At 48.6% G+C, this 20219-nt stretch carries 18 protein-coding genes; 5 read left to right on the top strand and 13 right to left on the bottom strand.

Annotation, left to right across the window (positions count from 1 at the left end):
• Positions 1-47 precede the first annotated feature (47 nt).
• From ABN764_RS18520 to ABN764_RS18490, 7 genes are all read right to left on the bottom strand, one after another.
• Entirely contained in the window at positions 48-485 is a 438-nt protein-coding gene (locus ABN764_RS18520) for a hypothetical protein (protein ID WP_021256666.1), read from the bottom strand.
• Between the two features lie 207 nt (positions 486-692).
• Positions 693-956 (bottom strand): YlbG family protein, encoded by a 264-nt coding sequence (locus ABN764_RS18515; RefSeq protein ID WP_021256667.1) that lies wholly within the window; start codon positions 954-956, stop codon positions 693-695.
• A gap of 30 nt (positions 957-986) precedes the next feature.
• Positions 987-1406: a YlbF/YmcA family competence regulator gene (locus tag ABN764_RS18510; protein WP_021262570.1), complete on the bottom strand. Its 420-nt coding sequence runs from the start codon at positions 1404-1406 to the stop codon at positions 987-989.
• 91 nt (positions 1407-1497) lie between these two features.
• Positions 1498-3477 (bottom strand): helicase-associated domain-containing protein, encoded by a 1980-nt coding sequence (locus ABN764_RS18505; RefSeq protein ID WP_446672702.1) that lies wholly within the window; start codon positions 3475-3477, stop codon positions 1498-1500.
• On the bottom strand, positions 3437-5143 hold the full coding sequence (locus tag ABN764_RS18500) for a DNA repair helicase XPB (RefSeq protein WP_446672701.1): 1707 nt from the start codon (positions 5141-5143) through the stop codon (positions 3437-3439). Before ABN764_RS18500 ends, ABN764_RS18505 begins: the two co-directional genes overlap by 41 nt.
• 136 nt (positions 5144-5279) lie before the next feature.
• On the bottom strand, positions 5280-5705 hold the full coding sequence (locus ABN764_RS18495) for a CBS domain-containing protein (RefSeq protein WP_021256671.1): 426 nt from the start codon (positions 5703-5705) through the stop codon (positions 5280-5282).
• 213 nt (positions 5706-5918) lie between these two features.
• Positions 5919-7109 carry a M20 metallopeptidase family protein gene (locus ABN764_RS18490; protein ID WP_446672700.1) on the bottom strand — a complete coding sequence of 397 codons (1191 nt, stop codon included), beginning with the start codon at positions 7107-7109 and terminating at the stop codon, positions 5919-5921.
• Between the two features lie 211 nt (positions 7110-7320).
• On the opposite strand from ABN764_RS18490, the gene ABN764_RS18485 reads away from it, so the two are divergent.
• The gene (locus tag ABN764_RS18485; RefSeq protein WP_021256673.1) at positions 7321-7662 is read left to right on the top strand and encodes a YugN family protein; all 342 of its coding nucleotides are present in this window, start codon (positions 7321-7323) and stop codon (positions 7660-7662) included.
• A gap of 34 nt (positions 7663-7696) precedes the next feature.
• Positions 7697-8935, top strand: a complete 1239-nt coding sequence (gene ftsW, locus ABN764_RS18480) for a putative lipid II flippase FtsW (protein ID WP_268624572.1) — start codon at positions 7697-7699, stop codon at positions 8933-8935.
• Positions 8936-8971: 36 nt separating this feature from the next.
• Here ftsW and ABN764_RS18475 read toward each other — a convergent pair whose 3' ends face one another.
• Positions 8972-9361, bottom strand: coding sequence for an Asp23/Gls24 family envelope stress response protein (locus tag ABN764_RS18475; protein WP_021256675.1), 390 nt, complete (start codon positions 9359-9361; stop codon positions 8972-8974).
• A 197-nt stretch (positions 9362-9558) separates the two neighbouring features.
• Here ABN764_RS18475 and cax point away from each other — a divergent pair, with 197 nt between their 5' ends.
• The gene (gene cax / locus ABN764_RS18470) at positions 9559-10623 is read left to right on the top strand and encodes a calcium/proton exchanger (protein WP_174807859.1); all 1065 of its coding nucleotides are present in this window, start codon (positions 9559-9561) and stop codon (positions 10621-10623) included.
• 143 nt (positions 10624-10766) lie between these two features.
• Here cax and ABN764_RS18465 read toward each other — a convergent pair whose 3' ends face one another.
• The 5 genes from ABN764_RS18465 to ABN764_RS18445 all read right to left on the bottom strand — a co-directional run bounded on the left by ABN764_RS18465 (position 10767) and on the right by ABN764_RS18445 (position 15827).
• Positions 10767-11057 carry an Fpa/YlaN family protein gene (locus ABN764_RS18465; RefSeq protein ID WP_065290268.1) on the bottom strand — a complete coding sequence of 97 codons (291 nt, stop codon included), beginning with the start codon at positions 11055-11057 and terminating at the stop codon, positions 10767-10769.
• Between the two features lie 300 nt (positions 11058-11357).
• Positions 11358-11600, bottom strand: a complete 243-nt coding sequence (locus tag ABN764_RS18460; protein WP_021256678.1) for an HPr family phosphocarrier protein — start codon at positions 11598-11600, stop codon at positions 11358-11360.
• A gap of 111 nt (positions 11601-11711) precedes the next feature.
• Positions 11712-12827 (bottom strand): aminopeptidase, encoded by a 1116-nt coding sequence (locus ABN764_RS18455; RefSeq protein ID WP_021256679.1) that lies wholly within the window; start codon positions 12825-12827, stop codon positions 11712-11714.
• A 100-nt stretch (positions 12828-12927) separates the two neighbouring features.
• Entirely contained in the window at positions 12928-13752 is an 825-nt protein-coding gene (locus tag ABN764_RS18450; protein ID WP_174807860.1) for a hypothetical protein, read from the bottom strand.
• A gap of 110 nt (positions 13753-13862) precedes the next feature.
• On the bottom strand, positions 13863-15827 hold the full coding sequence (locus ABN764_RS18445) for a GGDEF domain-containing protein (RefSeq protein WP_446672699.1): 1965 nt from the start codon (positions 15825-15827) through the stop codon (positions 13863-13865).
• Between the two features lie 371 nt (positions 15828-16198).
• Here ABN764_RS18445 and rpsD point away from each other — a divergent pair, with 371 nt between their 5' ends.
• Together rpsD and ABN764_RS18435 are read left to right on the top strand one after the other, a co-directional pair.
• Positions 16199-16798: a 30S ribosomal protein S4 gene (gene rpsD / locus ABN764_RS18440; protein ID WP_021256682.1), complete on the top strand. Its 600-nt coding sequence runs from the start codon at positions 16199-16201 to the stop codon at positions 16796-16798.
• Between the two features lie 171 nt (positions 16799-16969).
• The gene (locus ABN764_RS18435) at positions 16970-20116 is read left to right on the top strand and encodes a penicillin-binding protein 1A (protein WP_174807862.1); all 3147 of its coding nucleotides are present in this window, start codon (positions 16970-16972) and stop codon (positions 20114-20116) included.
• Positions 20117-20219: the final 103 nt, after the last annotated feature.

Below are 20219 nucleotides of genomic sequence, written 5' to 3'. Positions count from 1 at the left end.
ATAATCTGATTGGCCTATTATATATGCGATGCAACTCGGAGAAGCATTCATCTATGTTTGCGGCTATTCTTCACCAACGTCATGCGCCGCGAATGCCGCAGCCATGAATAATATGTCTTCAAATCACGCAGTTCCATCGTCTCCGACATCTTGCCGAGAAAGGTAACGATAATCATCTTAGACAATGGATCACCTGCCAAATCGAACTCCGTGTCCGATTCCACGAACTCTGCTACCACAACCAAATCATCATCGATTAAGAACACATCCTGCTCATTACGGTAGTAAGAGATGATCCGATTCTGCTTCAAGCTGTCCCATATGAACGCTGCTATAGACTCAATATCCGCCTCTTCCTTCGCGATACGATCATTCCAGCGAGCCCGTGCATGATTCGTAATGACAACATTGGCTACTTTCTTATCGCCTAACAACACATAGAAAGGTTCATAGGTGCTCCATCGATTCATTACTTTATCTCTCATTGGCTTCACCACTCTCCACCATGTTAGGTCTTTATATCTATGTACATATACCCAATATATTACATGATGCGCCAACTGTTCACAAGTTCAAGACAGAACTTTTTCCTTCATTTTAGGAAATCTTTAACATAAAATCAGAAATTACAAAAAAATAGCAGCCCCCTCCAAATAGAATGGAGAGTTCTGCTATTCTGCTCTAATCTGATTTTACATACCGTAAAAACGAGTTTTGTCTGGAACATCCTTACTGTATTCCGTTTTAATCTCATTTCGATACGAGCGCTCAATCTTCTTCACGTAATTCAAGCGTTTCACATTTTTGACCGTCTCTTCTGCCTTCTCCGCATTTACATAAAGAACAGCATACTGCATCTTCTTCGATACATAGTGAAGCGTTCCGTATTTATCCAAGTTGCGCGCTGCTTTCACATCGTTTACCCAAATGATATACCCCGTCCGTTCAGGAATCATAACTCTCCTCGCTTTCCCCTAGCCGAGCTGCTATGAACAACTGCTGCAGCCGCCGCTGCAACCGCCGCTCCCACATCCACCTTTCGGTTGTGGATCATTGCTCGGCACCTTGATCGTCTCAGATACTGCAAGAGCAATTGTTTCTGACAAGTTGTGCAGCAGCTTATCGACTGCTTCCTCAGCTTGCTTGAATTGAAATACTTCTTCTATAGACTCCAGCTCATGCTGTACAGCGAGCACTTCATCCTTCGCCTTATGATAATCGGGATGGAAGTGACCAAATCGCTCCGCTTCTTCAAAACGTTCCTTCTTACGGGCAAATTCGCGTACGAGCTGCTTAACCTGCTCATTGCCTTCCATGCGTTCTTTCCACATCACATAATCGGCAACCTCTATTGACTGGTTGATCATGTCGCCTAATTCATATGCATTGGTGAGCAGAACGGCCATATCGGCAACATCTTGCTTTTCTTCTATTGGCACGTTATCACGCTCAATTCTCTTAAAAGTATTGCGATTGAGGGCATATAGCAGTCCAACCCTACAGAAGCCCCTCCGGTACGATCAAGCGAACCTTGTCCCACTTCTCAGGAGACAGGTTGACAGGCTTGTCGCTCGACAGGCACGGCAATACGTAAGCTGTCACCGCCCAGCGCTTGTCATCAGACACCTTCGAGGTTAGCGGCACAATCACGTGCGATCGCCCCTCTTCCTCGACTTCAAGCTGTGTCTGATGCCGAATGGCGGCCATCACCATATCACGCTTCGTTGAAGTATGATAGGGCCGCAATGCCTTCGTCCATTGGCTGGAAATGTCGTCGTAGCTATTCTCATCAACATCCTGCGCCATCGAACCGGTATCCATTTCATAATACTGCAATGAGGATGGACTGTAAACTGGCCCTTCATGATCTGCTTCCAGTTCTTCTTGTTCGCGTACCTCATCCTGCCAAAGGCATGGCATGCGCATCCGCTCTTCTCCACCCCAGCGCTGCAAGGGCGGCAGCTCGAAGCGAGTCAGCTGATTGGATACTTCATCAACATGTTCCCGATCGACAATATAATCGAGGGCACCTACGGGAATAAGCCATCTTTTGAGCGGCTCAGAGCTGTCCATTGCGCACTGTACAGCCTGGGCTGTATCCGCATCTGTACAACGAAGCAGAATGACTTCTGCGAACTGAACTCTTCCGTATTGACGACCCCACATTTCGATTGCATCGCGTACATGCCCCGGTACTCCCGTCAGCGAGCAGTTCTCTAGAAACGACAGAACCGACTGAACGGAGCGACCATGCTCCAATCCGTTCTCGAACGAATCACGAGTCAAGCGATACGTGTCCATCTGATCGGACTTCCACAGTTCGGCAAAGACCTCCAATTCGAAGCGAATGAGAAATGAGGTGTGAGGCGGCACCATAATCTCAAAATCGGGCTGGACGAATAGAACGCGTTGATGTACACCTTCTTCCTGTTGTATGCTGCGGAACATCCAGCATCCATCCGACGTGCCAACATCGCACAACCCTATGGAGTGGGCCGTTCTCAGCCAGTCCCGAATTTGCCCTCGCACCGCCTCATATGTATGTTCAGTTTCTTCGAGCCACCCAAGATGCCGACAAGCGTTCACAACACTCTCTTCTGAGCTCCACTTGCGCAAACTTCCATAGTAAAGTGCGGAATAAGCAATATGTCTTACCAACGCCTCATTAGGCAAATAGTGCTCAATCACAACTTCGGCTATAGCTCGAAGTGCTTCGTGCGAAGGCAAGCTGAACCACCACTTCAACTGTTCAATCTGCACCGCATAGCTAGTTGGGGCTTTACGCAGCAGCCCTAGCCGGAGAGCCATATCCAGCACGATAGCTACATGCACGGGCAACGACTCTGCAAACGGAATTTTGATGTTCCAAGATGCAAGTGCTTGTCCATCCAAACGAAGCAAGGAATCAAGCCGCGTGATTGCCCTCTTATGCAGGTTCCCTTTAGCCGTAAGCGGAAGGCCTTCATTCATGGCGTATACGAGCATTTGGAACAAATCAGTCAGCATCCCCTTGGAAGCTTCTACCGAGATTACACCGCCTCCAGGGAGAGGATGAAGGGAATACAGGAACGCATCTTCCATTTCCGCTCCTTCCGGTACGTAATCATTCTTCGAGAACGCATCGTTTAGACGCATTGCAAGCAAATGCTCGTAAATGTCCTTCGGAATGAACAAAAGCCGTTCTCCCCATGATGTTCGGACACTTGCCAACAGACCTGACTTCAACAACGATCCGCAAGCAGCGCGCAGCATCGCCCCTGTTGCCTGAGGACCATGCCATTTACGCAGAGAATCCAATGCGAAAGGGAGAGTAGCGGTTCGATCGAGCATGACATCGTACGAGACTCTATGCTCCTCAGACAGTGCTGCATATGCCTCGGCAATCCGGGCAGGATTGTCGTTGAATGTTCTCCACTGCTGGCTGCGTGGATGCTCCTTATCCTGTTCCGTCCGCTTCCATAGTTGATACGTATTCATGGCTGCCCTCCTGTTGCTCAATTGCATATTGGTACCCCTGTTCCACGAGGAACCGCTGTCGCTTCAAGGCGTAATCCCGCTCCTTCGTATCTTCACTCACAACTGAATAGAAGCTTGCTTGTCTCCCATCCGCCTTCGGACGAAGCAGTCTTCCTAACCGCTGGGCCTCCTCCTGCCTTGATCCGAAGCTGCCAGACACTTGTATCGCTACCGTAGCATCCGGCAAATCCACAGCAAAATTAGCAACCTTGGAGACAATCAACACTTGTATAGCTCCTTGCTTGAACTGCGCATACAACTGCTCCCGCTCCTCTTGCGGCGTCTTCCCAGTCAATACAGGGGCATTCAGTGACTGCGATAACTGATCCAACTGCTGCAAATATTGCCCGATAACCAAAGTTGGAACACCGGGATGGCGCTGAAGGAGGCGCTTTACAGCCTCTATCTTCAATTCATTCTCTCCCGCGATTCTTGCCTTGTCTCGCTCGCCGGCTTGAAGGTAGTACCGTCTGCCAGCCTCTGATAAGGGTACACGAACCTCTACACAATCCACCTCGGCAATCCAACCATCCTGCTCCAGCTCCTTCCAAGGGAGCTCATACCGCTTCGGACCAATCAAGGAAAATACATCCCGTTCGCACCCATCCTCACGGACGAGTGTGGCCGTCAAACCAAGCCGTCTGGTTGCCTGTAAATCTGCCGTTGTGCGAAATACAGGAGCCGGAAGCAAATGCACTTCGTCATAAACGATAAGCCCCCAATCCCGCTCATGAAATAAGTGCATATGCTGGCACTCCCCATCCTTGTCTTGACGGTAAGTCATCATTTGGTAGGTAGATATCGTTACCGGCCGTACCTGCTTCGTTCTTCCCGTATATTCGCCAATCTGTTCATCTAACAGGGTCGTTCGCGCCAGTATTTCCCGCTTCCACTGCTTCACTGAAGTTGTATTCGATGTGAGAATCAAAGTCTCGCTTTGCAGCTCAGTCATAGCCGTAATCCCAACAATTGTCTTGCCCGCTCCGCATGGCAGCACAATGATGCCATCTCCCGCAGCACGTTCTTCACTGCCGATAAAAGCCCGTACGGCTTCCCGCTGATAATCCCGTACTCGGAAGCCCCCTTCATCTCGAAACCGGAAATCTAGCGGCTCCCCATCTCTGAATCCAACCCGATCCACAACCGGATACCCCGCGTTAGCAAGTGCCCGCTTCAAGCGTCCACGATGTTTCGCTAATATAGCGACGCTTCCATCCTGCGGCTTCCCTGTGAACAATCTGCCGACCTCTCGATCTGACAACATGCGCTCTAACACTCTCGCATCCTTAGCATGCAAGGTAATGCTGGATTCTTTTTCTTCCCCATGCAGGACGAATAAGCCATACCTCCCCATCCACATCCCGATCTCTTGCTTGGCCTTAACAGGAACAGGGTAGGTTGCATGAGCATCCAGCACCGAGCAGACCATCTCCGCAGTCTTGCCGCTTGCCGCAGCATTCCATAGCGTAATTGGAGTCATTCGAAAGGTATGCAGCCCGTGCGGATTCTTCACTAACTCGGCAAATCCTAAAAGAGCTCGGCGTACAACTGAATAGCCATCGGACTGCGCATTAACCACTATCGTCATGTCCTGCTGAACTGCGAGCGTAAACATCTCTTTCGTCATTTGCCGCACCTCCCTTCGCTTGTTAGTATTTTTATCTATATAAGAATCCCCGAACTGTCCTTAACACAAAATGCAAAAAAGTCCATCCCTCCTCATAACAGAAGACGAGATGAACTGTACATGTTACATGTCTTGCCTAATGTGTGTAAGGCGATTCAGAAATCTCGCTGAGCGCCTGGCCTGCTTCATCCGCAAATGGCGTCCGTTTCGCTAAGTCGCCGATGGACACGACCCCTACGAGCTTGCCGTTCTTCACGACAGGAAGACGTCTAACTTGCTCTTCAGCCATCAATGCAGCTGCGTCGTCAATCGTCGTATCCGGTGATATGCTAACGATCTCTTCTGTCATAATATGCGAAATCCGCGTGGAACCAGGGTGCTTGGCTGCAATGCCGCGAAGCACCAAATCACGATCCGTTACAGCCCCAACGAGTCGTTCTCCGTCAACTATCGGAATAAATCCCGTATCGTATTGCTTCATCTTGACGGCTGCCTCGTAGATGTTATCCAATACTGTACATGATGCACAGTTTGTCGTCATTACCTCTTGTACCGTTGACATCAGCATCCTCCTATTCAGGCATAGGTTGCCCTAATTGGGGGAGATTATCCAAGGTTATCAACCATTCTCCCAGTATAGTGCGCTCTAATGCTCAGCCACGTATGTAATTGCCGAACACGTATTGCTGAATAAGAGGTTAGCTGTCTCAAATTTATTCTCATCCAATGGAGTCTGTTACGTATTCTATACTACTATATCACAGGCAGCCAATGGCTACTTCTTCTCGGCCAATGCATCCATAGCTAATCCGATCAACATCTGACCAGCGAGCAACATGGCAGACTCGTCGAAGTCGAACTTCGGATGATGGTGTGGATAACGAGCGTAGTCCTCGTTACCAGCTCCGACAAGTACGAAGCAGCCTTGAATCTGCTTCACGTAATAGGCAAAATCTTCGGCTGGCATCATCATCTCTGCTTCCCGCACGCAATCCTGCCCCACCACTTCTGCTGCAATGCGAAAGACACGATCAGCTTCGCTGTTGTCATTCACGAGTGCCGGATAGCCAACTCGAAATTCTAAGTCATATTCAGCTTCGTGCATTGCACAAGTCAGCTCTACGATACGCTCGAAGCGCTGACGAAGCAGCTGGCGGACATCCGGATCAAACGAGCGTAATGTCCCCTTCAATTCCGCACGTTCTGCAATCACATTTTGGGTCGTACCCGCCTGTATGGAGCCAATGGATAGTACCGCAGGCTGAAGCGGCGATACGTTGCGGCTAACGATGGATTGCAGCTGCTGCACAAGCGAGGCTCCGATTAATACAGCATCTGTGCACAGATGCGGCATTCCTCCATGCCCGCCCTTCCCTGCAATCGTCAAGCGGAAGTCATCCACAGCCGCCATCATCGGCCCTTGACGCGTAGCTATGATGCCTGTAGGGATTGGTGTCCATAGATGAACGCCGTATATCCGATCTACACCTTCCAGCGCGCCATCACGGATCATAGCCTGAGCGCCGCCAGGGCTCACCTCTTCCGCAGGCTGGAACAGCAATCGTATCTCTCCTGACCAATGGCTTCGATGCTCTGACAGCACCTTAGCTACCGACAGCAGCGCAGCCGTATGTCCATCATGACCACATGCATGCATCACGCCAGCAACCTGTGAACGGTATTCACACTGCTTCTCATCTTGAATCGGAAGCGCATCCATATCTGCACGCAGGGCAACGACTGCACCATCACCATTGCGAATGCGGCCTACCACTCCGTTGCCACCAATGCCGGTTTCAACCTCAATTCCGAAGGAGCGCAACTGTTCCGCTACAAATGCGGATGTCTTCGATTCTTCATAGGACAGTTCCGGATTTTGATGCAAGTAACGTCGCCATGCAATCATCTGCTCAAACTGCGCTGACAAAGCTTCCTTCCATAAGGACGATGCCTGAGACACACTCATCCTTCTCTCCCCCTACGTTTCCATTTTCATAATTGTACCATAACATGCATTCTTTCGTAGACATCTTTGCATGATTCTGCCTGAAATATGGAGCCATATCCGCTCCTGCTAGAGGTGTCTTGCGCAAGCGTAGGAAACATACTATCATGGTAGAGAGTAAAGATGGTTGTACTTACAAGGTAGACGAGAACTCGAAGGAGGAAAGTGGTACATGATAATCGAAAATTCTGGCCTGATCGGGCTTGAATCCGACCTTGCTTATCTTGATGAAGCAATGGAGAAGCTCGGTTTCTTTCGCGGCCAATGGGAGTATTACCGTGCTACATACGACTTGAAACTGGAAGCAGGCAGCGAAGACTATTATTTGCGTATTAACACACGGGTGAAGGAAGGCAAGCTGGAGAAGCCAGATGCGATTCTGGCAATCGAAGCGGTCTACATGGGACGTGCGTCTTTCCCGCACGGATTGGATTACGAAACACCCATTCCGCAAGCACAGCTCAACACTGCTACCCAACGCCTGCATCAATTGAAGGAAGCGCTTAGCGCGTAGTGGTTCTCATTTGAGTAGAACAACATATAAACCCATGAAACGAGATACCCCGTCTCCACCAGCCAAAGGCACGCCGGATTTCACCTTGCTCGTGCTTACGTTATTGCTAGTAGGATTCGGTGTCGTCATGGTATATAGTGCGAGTTCTAGTCTAGCTGCCGTTTCTGCTTTATACAACCATGATGCACTTTACTTCGGCAAGCGTCAGCTCATGTGGGCTGGATTTGGATTGATTGCAATGCTAATCGCAATGAATATCCCGTACAGGATGTATAAAAAGTTATTTATCCCTTTATTTATTGCTACGATTATAATGCTAATGCTCGTCCCGTATATAGGTAAGGATGTGAACGGAGCACGCAGCTGGTTTGGCGTCGGTTCAATCGGGATACAGCCTACAGAACTGGCTAAGATATCAATTGTTCTGTACCTGGCCGCCTTAATTACCAAGAAGGGCGAGAAATTTCGAGATTTCAAAAAAGGACTCTTTCCTGTTATGATTATCGTCGGCTTCGTTGTCGGCCTGATCATGCTGCAGCCCGACTTTGGGTCTGCCATGATTCTAGCCTTCTGTGCCGGTGTTATCGTCATTGCAGGCGGAGCCAACCTGAAGCACATCATGAATTGCCTGTTGGTAGGACTGACAGGTGTGATTGTCGTTCTAGGATTGCATTATTTGTTATCGCCTGGGAAGCTGACGGACGGATATCAATTCGCCCGCATCCAGTCCTGGCTCGATCCTTTTCACGATTCGCAGAATACCAGTTATAATCTCCTGCAATCGTTGAAGGCGATCGCTCATGGCGGATGGACTGGCGCCGGGTTCGGTCAGAGCATCCAGAAGCTGCTCTATCTGCCCTACCCGTATAATGACTTCATCTTCGCTATCATCGCCGAGGAATGGGGCTTTATCGGAACAAGCATATTCCTGATCGTTTATTTGATGTTCATCTGGCGCGGCATCATGATCGCTCTCCGGTGTCCAGATACGTACGGGACACTTGTTAGTGTCGGCATCGTTGGGATTATTGCCGTTCAAGCCTTCATTAACATCGGAGGCGTAACGAGAACGATCCCGATAACCGGTGTCACGCTTCCACTCATCAGTTATGGCGGTTCCTCGCTGCTCATTACGATGGCGAGTATCGGCATATTGCTCAGTGTGTCACGCGAGGCGAATCGGATGAATCATGATAAGAAGCCAATTGGGAGCTTGCCGAATTCCCGCGAGCGAACAACCAAAAAAGACTACCGGCCTCTTAGGTCCGTGTAGTCTTTTTTTTCGTGGTGTGCATGCAAGCATAAGTGCCTATTTACTGATTCGCTGGATCTCTTCCAGTTCCTCATCTTTAAATGCGACGCCCTCAACCTTAACATTAATTTCAACGACGCCTAGTCCGGTCATATTCTGAACCGCTTCGCGGACGTTTAATTGCAACTGGCGGCACACTTCCTGAATTGGCATGCCATACATGACAATCACTCGTAGATCTATAGCGGCTTCCACTTGGCCTACCTCTACAGATACACCCTTTTGTACATTCTTGCCGCTCAATCGCTTCGCCCAGCCTTCGGACAGTCCGCCTGACATAGCAGCAATACCTGGAGTTTCAAGCGCAGCAAGACCAGCGATTGTGGCGACGACATCGTCGGATATCCGAATGTTACCTTCCTGCGTGTTCAATTGTTCCTCAGCCATCGTCATCCTCCTTTCTGTCTCCCCTATATTGTAGTCGATTTTTGAACATGAAAGCAAACAGTGTATTCAACTCGAATCAGATTCAATTTCACACCGACGATATGGATCAATTGGCATAGTTTACAAACGAAAATCAGTTCGCTATATTAAATATCAGATGTTTTGCCCATACCTTATGAACGTTAGGAGTGATCGGTTTGCGCAACCGACTGTTTTTTGCGCTTTTGTGCACTACATTCGTCCTTAGCGGGGTAGGTCATTTCCTTCACTGGAATATGACATTGCAATTCGTCATCTCCGCAGTCTCGATTATTTTCGTCGCCGGCTTTCTTGGACGGGCCACAGAGAGTGTATCCCACTACGCAGGCCAGCGGCTCGGTGGCTTCCTTAATGCAACCTTCGGCAATGCAGCTGAGCTGATCATCGCAATCTTCCTTGTTCGGGAAGGATTGTTCGACATGGTCAAGGCCAGCTTGACTGGTGCGATTATCGGCAACTTACTGCTTGTATTAGGGCTTAGCTTATTTGTAGGGGGCTTAAAATACAAGGTGCAGCGCTTCAACATCGAGCTTGCAGGCATGAACGGTTCTCTGATGCTGCTTGCTGTGATTGCCTTATTCGTGCCTGCCGCATTTTTCACCACTCATTCGATTAGTGCAGAAGGCACGAAGACGCTCAGTCTCATTGTTGCCGGCGTATTGATCGCTGCTTACTTGCTCTGGCTCGTGTTCTCTATGATTACCCATAAGGACCTGCTCACCGATGAATCAGCGGTTGGCGAGGAACAGGCAGAAGAAGAGCCAGCTTGGTCAAAATCAAAGTCTATCGTATTCCTGCTCCTAGCTACGGTTATGGTCGCATTCGTGAGTGAATGGCTGGTTGGCACCCTTGATTCGTTCACCGCACAATTCGGCTTATCCGAACTGTTCGTAGGCGCATTCGTTATTGCAATCGTCGGTAACGCCGCAGAGCATAGCGCAGCCGTCATGATGGCGATGAAGAATAAGATCGGCGCAGCTGTCGAGATTGCAATCGGCAGCAGCTTGCAAATTGCTCTGTTCGTAGCACCAGTACTCGTATTTGTCAGTGCTCTCTTCGGGCAAACGATGGACATCGTATTTACAACCATTGAAATGGTGGCCATTGCGGTCTCTGTCTTTATCGCGAAGTCGATTTCTCAGGATGGACGAACAAATTGGTACGAAGGACTGCTGCTGCTCGCTGTGTATATTATTCTTGGCGTATCATTTTACCTCGTATAGGCGTTCTGATTCATGATTCGTGTATGGAAGCAGCTTGCCGTTGTCTCCTTCCTTCCATTTTCCAACAAAACACAAAAAGCTTGGGACTTGTCCCAAGCTTTCTTTGTATTCAGTCGTTTACGCACTGAGCAATTTCATTCATCTTATTTCTCTTCTTTGTTCAATGCTTCATACAGTACAGCAAGATTCCGCTCTAATCTGCTGACCAGCATACGTCCGACAGTCTCTTCTACCAATCCCGCTCTAACTGCAAAATCCACCTGTCTAGAAAAACCATACATTTGCGTATCTAGCACTTCCTCATAGAGAGGGCAGTAACGCGTCGCCAAGTTCTCCATTTGAACTTGAATGAGTTTCTCTATTTGATGCGCATCATCTTCAAGCAGAGCGAGCGCTTTATCATTGATCTGTTGTACCACATCCGACGAAGACATGCCTGATTTCCCCCCTATGACTCGAAGTCACGTTTGTTCTATTTCTAATATTAGACGATCATGACCTGTAACACAAGATGCACCGCGAACTTCTGTATGACAATGCGCACTTTTCCACCTGCAATTCCCTGTACCAAAGTGAAGCGACGCCTTGCATGGTCAGCATAATTGCCATCTCATAGAGAAAAACTTGAGAGAGCAAAAAAATAACAGCGTATTTCAATAATAAGCAGAAAGTGCTTGTCCAAAAGAAAGAAGAGCCGAGACAATACGTCCCGACCCCCCAATTCTCGATCCGAATTATTCGGCTACAACAGTTACATTCAGACCATGCTTCTCGAATACTTCAGACATAGCTACTTTCGCTTCGTCTACATCCGGTCCATGAACATGCAGTTCATACGCTTGATTGCCAACGAGTGTCGTGAACAAACCAAGAATACTTTTTACGTCAATGTATTTGTTGTCGGCTTGTAACACAATCGAAGATCTGAATTTGTTCGCTGTTTGCGAGATTTCCACAATTGCCGTGTTATTAGACATTGAAATCCCTCCGTCTCAGTAAATCACATCTAATTTATACGCTTCCATCATACCGTGAATAAGAGGCTGGGCGCAAGGTGAAATCCATCAGATGAAGCAGGCAAATATAGACTACTTCAAATGTTCAGGGTTCAAGCATTCCAGCTCTGGAATAACAAAGCGACCGTCTTTGCGAACAAGCACATCGTCAAAGTACATTTCGCCGCCGCCGTACTCTGGACGCTGGATCAGAACCAGATCCCAGTGGATGGAAGAGCGATTGCCGTTATCAGCAGTATCATAGGCTTGCCCCGGTGTGAAGTGAATGCTGCCTGCAATCTTCTCATCGAACAGAATGTCCTTCATCGGGTGTAAAATATACGGATTGACGCCAATTGCAAATTCACCGATGTGGCGAGCACCTTCATCCGAATCCAAGATTTCGTTCAAGCGATCCGTATCATTGCTTGTTGCCTCCACAATTTTACCGTTCTCAAAACGGAATTTCACGTTCTCGAATGTGAACCCGTTATAGATGGACGGTGTGTTGTAGGACAAAGTGCCATTCACCGAATCACGCACTGGAGCCGTGTACACTTCTCCGTCTGGAATGTTCCGTTGTCCGGAGCATTTGACAGAACCAATGTTCTTGATGGAGAAGCTGAGATCTGTTCCTGGCCCGACCAAGCGCACCTTGTCTGTACGATCCATCAAGTTTTTCAAGGAATCCATCGCAGCATCCATCTTGGAATAGTCCAAGTTACAAACATTGAAGTAGAAGTCCTCAAATGCTTCTGTCGACGTGTTCGCCAGCTGAGCCATGGAGGCATTCGGATAGCGAAGCACAACCCATTTCGTGCGTTTAACGCGTTCTTCCATATGTACAGGATGGGAATAGATCGACTCGTACAACGCCATCTTATCTTTTGGCACATCGGCTAATTCGTTCGCATTCTCACCAGCACGGATTCCAATGTACCCCTGCATATTCTGCATCCGAAGCAGATCATACTCTTTCCATGTCTCCATCTGCTCTTTCGTTGCATTCAAGAGAAGCGAACGCAGTACAGAACGATCCGTCAGCTGTACAAATGGACGACCGCCGCGCTTAGCAATCTCATCCACTATACACTTAACCAATTCACGCTCAGATCCAATCATCTCTACAAGGATATTTTCCCCTGGTTGTACATCAACAGAGTATCCAACCAAGTTTTTCGCAAGCTGTTCTATTCTTGGGTCTTTCATCCTATGGTTCCTCCTCGGTCGGTTAACATGAACTTACGATTATCATTGTATCACGATGATCGTGCAGAGTCAGCGTGTTCCTGCACGGTACAGCAGACTTCTACTCATAAATGAATTGAGACTGCATGTGAACCAATTCTTCTCTCGGTTCCCCTTGCTCCTTATAGGATGACGTTATCCAACCTTCGACATAGGCAGGGAGTGAATCCCGCTTATTCACCCACACGACATACTTCGCCTGCACCGCCGCATCCTCCAGTCTTGCATGAAGCTCCTTGCGGCCTTGGGCAGCAAGAGCTGCTAACTCCTTCTGGAGCTTCTGCTCATCAGCCTGCGACATGCTGCCCTTCATTTGCTGCAGCTGCACGTTCGGTGTAATCAGCCGATCGTAATCTTCAACCAATTGTTTGGTATACATGCGCTTTGCCTGATCTGCATCGATTACGATTTGCAATGGAATCAGGTCTGCCCGCTGCTTCGCATCGATGCTCATTACACGCATTTGGTTGGGCAACCCAGCATGCGTCTGAACAACTGGATCAGAATCCGTCAGCAGCTTCACCCGCTTCGCCCCATCGATTCGAAGCTCTTCCAATTGTCGCAGAGGATTCCATCTGCTCTCGGTCGTTGTCTGCTCCGCTTGAGGACTGATTCGCATATGGGTACCCTTATGCTGTTGAATTTCCCCCTCGTATCGCAGCTGCTTGGCTAGCAGTTTATCTTTGCCTGTTCGGATTTCGGCCATGCCCTGAAAGCGGAACTGATCCTTGCCTACCATTCCATTGAGCGCTCTATCGAGCAATACATCAGGAGGAGTATGGTCGGCAATCGAGCATCCATGAGCAATAAGCGCAACAATCAGCAAAGTTGCCATCCATATGACACGGCGCCGCTTCTCCCGTAATGTTGATCGTGCTATGGTCATTAAGTCACCTCCACTGTAAATGAACAAAAAAAAGAGGTCGGAATTTGCATTCCTGCCTCTTTTAGCGTGTCACGTCTGTTTTGGAATTATGCGGCGCACCAAAATGATGCTTACTGCTCCTTCTTGCTCATTTGAATCTGATTGCGGCCGCCATGCTTCGCTTCATATAAGGCGACATCCGCACGGTAGAACAGGGATTCAACACTGATCTTCTCATCCTGCCAGTTCCAGTCCGCGATGCCGCATGAGACTGTTACCCGCGGGTCTGTCTCGTTCGCAACCCGGGCTCGTATGCGTTCAGCCACCCGTAGTGTTTGGGGCAGGGTCAACTGCGGCAAATAAATTGCAAGCTCTTCACCGCCCCAACGAGCTGCAATATCAGTCTCCCGAATTGAAGTACGAATAATCCGGCTGACTTGGTTCAATATTTTATCGCCAATTTGATGGCCATACGAGTCGTTAATCTGTTTAAAGTAATCGATATCCGCTACAATCAATGAACCGCAAAAGTCGTTTTTCTGCAACCGATCAATCTGCTTATCCAAATAATGCCGAGCATAGAGACCAGTCAGCTGATCTTTGTTGGCAAGATGCTTTACCCTAGCATGCAAGGTGGCGTTGGCAATCGCAAGGCCGATATGAGTGGCAAGCATTTGCAACAGTTTCAAATTCTCATATGTAAAGAACTGCGGCCGCTTGTCTGCCAGCACGACAATTCCAACCAGCTCACCTCCGCCAAATAACGGTGCAGCAATCACAGAGCGCAGTCCAAGCTTTTCAAAGAAGTGCATGGATGTAGGGCTCTGTTCCTTGCTGTCTGAGACAATAATTGGCTCGCGCAATGAGATCATGTAGCCGAACAATCCTTCATTCGCTGGCATATGAGCACCATCAAATTCTTCGAGGTTGCAGGATACAACCTCAAAGCGGTTCTTCTCGGCATTGAGCTGCAGCAGTACGCAGAACTCAGCCCCGAATACTCGGAGCAATTCGTGCGTCGCATCCCGGAATACATCCCGCAACCTCAAGCTCTGATTAATTCGCTTCGTCAAGTCATTAATGAAGCGAAGCTCTTGAATGACTTCATTGGCCTGCTCATGAAGGCGCGCATTTTCAAATGCCGTACCTGCTGTCTCGACCACGAGTTGAATGAGCTGTACATCGGAAGGATCCGGTTCCTCGTATGGAAAGCAGACTTTCAGCACGCCGTACGAGCCCTGCTTGCCGCAGAGCCCGAAGGCAACTTCGGTGTGACCCTCTTGCGTCCGGCCGTAGCATAGCTCTCCCTTCATAAATGCCTGCATGACAATCGGATCGCCCCAAGACTTGAACACGAGTGTCTTCACCTTCGGGTTCACACTATGGTGATCCTGTGATAGATACACTTCAATGCTCGATTCCGGCACAAGCCGCTCTACACTTTCCATTATTTGCGTCAGCACCGCATCAACATCAATTCGATCATGCATGTGACGCACCACATTATATAGAACATCTCTGCGTTTGTATTCTCGTTCAACAATGCGCTGAGTGTACATAAGTTCCTTAATAAATGTATATTCGAATGCAAGGTAGAACTGCGAGCGAAGCGCGTGTGTCCACGCCTCCAGCGCTGTCATGGCTCCACTCGACATAGCTGCCGACAACCTGTAAGCAACGGCTGCGAATACATTTTGCCCCTCGCGTGTCTGCAGCGGGCAGATAACCAACAGTCCATTGTCTATAGCTGCTGTTGTCTTGGTTCGTTCTTGCAAGCATTCATTCAACGCTATACTTATCCTGCTATCCGCATGCAGTGCCTCATCCCCTGCCAACCATCCTCCAGCATAATCGTAAATCGCACTGCTTCCAATTATAGAAATGGCTTCATACGGCATATCCTTCAGCCATGCACGATATGCGGATTGCAATTGCGAGGCAATATAAGGGAAATCATGCGTCGTCACGTCACGCTGAAGCAGCCATCCTTCTAATGCCAATTCTTCGTCGACAGGAGCAGGATCTTGGCAATCCTCTGTCTCTGTCTTTATGGGTTCAAATTCAGTTGTGTATTGTGGAAGTTGACGTTCCGTCATCCTCTTCTCCTTCATTTTCGAAAGGTTGTTCAATTTCTATCATACATGATTTTGCAATTAAAATGTACTATATCCCGAAAACCAATTCTATTTTTTTGGTCCATTTGAACCATGCCAAAAGATCTAACTAGAAATCAGATTCTAACTCAATTTGATTATATAGCTTGACAGGAGCGTACTCTATCTTATAATATTATGTGATGTATATGGGCGAAACTGTTGTGTCACCCTCACGATAATCATCACCGGCTAGGCAGCGGCTGAAAACCTGAGTCGGAGCTGACCGAATTATCGGAAAGCATAGGATGATTTCGACGCAATGACACCCCACAATCTAACGATAATTTTGATTGAGAAGGAGTCAATATAACATGGCACGTTACACAGGTCCTAAATTTAAATTGAGCCGTCGTCTTGGAATTTCCTTGAGCGGTACAGGTAAAGAATTGAAGCGCGCGTATCCTCCAGGACAACATGGTCCAGGACAACGCAAAAAATTGAGCGGCTACGGCGTTCAATTGCAAGAAAAACAAAAATTGCGCCACATGTACGGTTTGGGCGAGAAGCAATTCCGCACACTGTTCAACCGCGCATCCAAATTGCCAGGTATCGCTGGTGAGAACTTCATGTTCTTGCTCGAAAGCCGCTTGGACAACTTGGTATACCGTCTTGGCTTTTCCAACTCCCGTGCAGGTGCTCGCCAATTGGTAGCACACGGTCACGTGACTGTAAACGGCAAGAAAGTAGACATCGCGTCTTACCTCGTATCTCCTGGTGATGTAATCGGCTTGCGCGAAAGAAGCCGTAACTTGAAAGTGATCAAGGAAGCTCTTGAAGGCCGTCATCACTTGGCAGGATACATGGAGTTCAACGAAGCTGCTATGGAAGGTAAATTCGTACGTTTGCCTGAGCGCGGCGAGTTGTCCCAAGACATCGATGAAAAGCAAATCGTCGAGTTCTACAGCCGATAAGATTCGCTCTATCGCATAGAAGCGACACCACAATCGCCTTCCCTAGCGGGAGGCGATTTTTTTATTTTTCCTGCTATATTATCATCAGGAAATGCGATAACGGACGCTCTTTTTCCTCTCACTTTTATGGTATAATGGAAAGCGCTGCAATTACTAAGGAGGAAATAATGCATGGTTGAGGAGAAAGTGACGGAAAGCGGCAAAAGACCAGCACGCAAGAGGTCGATTGGCCGCACGATATGGTCCGTTATGAAGTGGCTCATGCTGTTCGGCCTGCTATGCGGCTTATTTGCTGGTGGCGCTGGTCTCGGTTATGTAACGTCCTTAGTCAAGGACGAACCGGTTCGCCCACGAGAAATGATTCAGCAGAAGATTCAGGAGAATGCCATAACCGGATTCGCTTTTTTTAATGACGGCAATCCGATCGGACAGCTTCGAACCGAAGAGGATCGTCGTCCCGTCTCATTAAAAGATATCCCCCAATCCGTCATTGATGCCCTTGTTGCGATTGAAGACAATCGATTCTATGAGCATATGGGCGTTGATATTCGCGGACTGTCTCGGGCTGTTGTACAGAAAGTAATGAATCAATCTGTGCAGACAGGCGGCAGTACGCTTACTCAGCAATTGGCAAGACGTGTATTTTTGAATTTGGATCGTACCGACAGTCGTAAAGCGAAGGAAATACTGCTCTCCATGCGTATGGAGCGTGTATTGTCCAAAGATGAAATTATTGTTGCATACTTGAATAAGGTTCCTTTCGGCAACGGTTCAACAGGCTACAACTTATACGGAATTAAAGCAGCAGCAAAAGGTATTTTTAATATTGATAATCTGAGCAAGTTGAACATCGCCCAATCAGCGTATCTTGCAGGCCTTCCACAGCTTCCATCCGCTTACTCGGCCTTTACCGGTAAAGGTGAAGTCAATGAAAAAGGGATTGCACGCGCAATTGAACGGCAGAAGCTTGTTCTCAAGCGAATGCTTGAAGAAAATAAAATTACGATGCAGCAATATAATGAAGCACTGGCGTTTGATATTCGCAAATCAATTGCCCAGCCTCGGGAGAAGGCATACGCTACATATCCATATCTGATGATGGAAACAGAACGTGCCGCAGCAGAAGTACTCGTACTTCAGCAGAATCCTGGACTTACGAAGGCAGACTTGCGCAAGCGCGAGAACAACGATATGCTGCAGTCGGCACGCGAGCAACTGCTTCGCGGCGGTTATCTCGTGTATACCACCATTGATAAGAAAATATATGATGCAATGAAGCGAGTCTCTGCTAATCCTGATAACTTCTCCCCTGACAGCAAGACGAAGGGTGTTGAACAGGTAGCATCGCTGATGGTCGACCATAGAACAGGTGCCATTCTTGGCATGATCGAAGGTCGCGACTTCAAGATCGAGCAGATGAACTTCGCCACGCAGATGCTGAAGCAGCCCGGCTCGACAATGAAGCCGCTCGCAGCTTACTTGCCGGCACTGGATCAAGGGTTAATTCAACCCGCATCCATATTGGACGATGCTCCAATTGTACTCAAGGATGGCTCCAAGGGTTACCACATTCCAGGCAACGCCAACGGACGCTATCAAGGTCTTGTTACTGCTCGGAGCGCATTAAGTCAATCGCTCAACTTGCCGGCGCTCAAGATCTATATTGAGAAGCTCGGTGTAAAGAAGGCGCTGGACTTCGTACAGAAGCTCGGCATCACGACCATTCAGCCTGAAGATTATTACGCGCAGACTGGCGTCATCGGCGGCTTGCGGTATGGAGTAACGGTTGAAGAAATTACGAACGCGTTCGGAGCAATTGCCAATCAGGGCGTATTCAACGATGCGTACTTAATTAGTAAGATTGTAGATTCCAATGGCAATATCGTGTATCAACACAAGGAAGATCCGCAAGCAGTTGTCTCGAAGCAAAGCGCATACCTGATGACTGATATGATGAAATCCGTCATTACGGATTCCAGAGGTACCGGGCGCCGCGTGAGAGGCGAATTTGATCTCTACGGGAAAGTTGAGGTTGCGGCCAAGACCGGATCAACCCAGAACTATGCGGATACGTGGTTCATCGGCTCGACACCAGATGTCACGATGGGTGTATGGGTCGGTTACGACAAGCCGATTCATGTACTGAACCGCGACGCTCGTTCACGCTCAACAGAGATCTGGTCGAAGGTGATGAATGAGGTGAACAAGGCCAAGCCTAATTTGCTCCACACGAAGGAGTTCACACGTCCTGACGGTATCGTGAGCATGACTGTGTCTGGTTATAGCGGCAAGCTTCCGAATGAGTTAACGAGACTCGGCGGCAAATTCGTCACGGATATTTTTAACCGTAAATATGTGCCGAAAACCGAGGAAGACGCGCTTGTTCACATGAAGTATATCACCTATGACGGCGTCAACTATATTCCACATGACAGCACTCCTGCCGATATGATCGGTGAGAAAGTAGTGCTGAAACGCGAGAAGCCGATTCAAGTGCTCGTGGAGGAATTGAAGAAAGCGCTGGGGCATCTCTCATCCAGCAGCAATCGACGCTCTTTTTCGGATTACTTGCCAGAAGATGCTAACAACGACGCGCCTGCGAAGGTCGATCCGCGCAAGGATGACGGCAAGGCACCTTCTGCACCACGGAGCGTTCGAATCGCTGCCTTGAAGAGCGATGCTGTTCGCATCACCTTCTCGCGCAATCCAGAATCCGATGTTGTAGGATACCGTCTGTATCGATCAATGGGCGGCGGCGCTTACCAACAACAGAGCGGAACCGTTCTGACCGGAGAAGAGACGAGATTCACTGGCTATGTATCAGGCAACAAGCAGTACAGCTTCTATGTAACAGCTGTCGACGTGGGCGGTCATGAATCGATCCCATCGGAGATTGTACAGTGGGGCTCTAATGGTTCAGGATCTGGCACAGAGGTAACGCCTACGCCGGGTTCCAATGATCCAACAGAATCTGGGAGCAGCAATTCAGGTAGAGAGGAGAGCAGTCATGAAGTTGACAACGGCAGCGGACAGGAACCGCAACGGGCTGCTGCTCAGGTACCTGATGCACCAAATGGACTGAAGATGGCACTAACGGACATGGGCGTGCGTCTCTCTTGGAAGGCTGCGTCCAACAATCCAAGTGAATATTATATCTATTATAGTGCGAGCCAGAACGGCTCTTACGAACGCATCGGCTCGTCAACGTCAACGGACTTTGAGTTGATTACTTTGACACCAGGCGGATGGTATTATGTGACTGCTACAAATAGTGCAGGAGAATCTACTTCCTCTCCTGCCGTCCAGGTCAATAACTGAGCAAATTACACAGAAGGGGGTGTCCCAAAAGTCTAAAAAGACTTGGGACGCCCCCTTTTTTTCATTCTGTATGTTCTTGTCATTGCTGCATGCAAAATCGCAT

It is taken from the genome of Paenibacillus wuxiensis (assembly GCF_040195695.1).
GTDB classification, from domain to species: domain Bacteria; phylum Bacillota; class Bacilli; order Paenibacillales; family Paenibacillaceae; genus Paenibacillus_B; species Paenibacillus_B suaedae.
The sequence above is the reverse complement of the archived record's forward strand: the minus strand, read 5'-3'. Positions and strand labels throughout refer to the sequence as shown.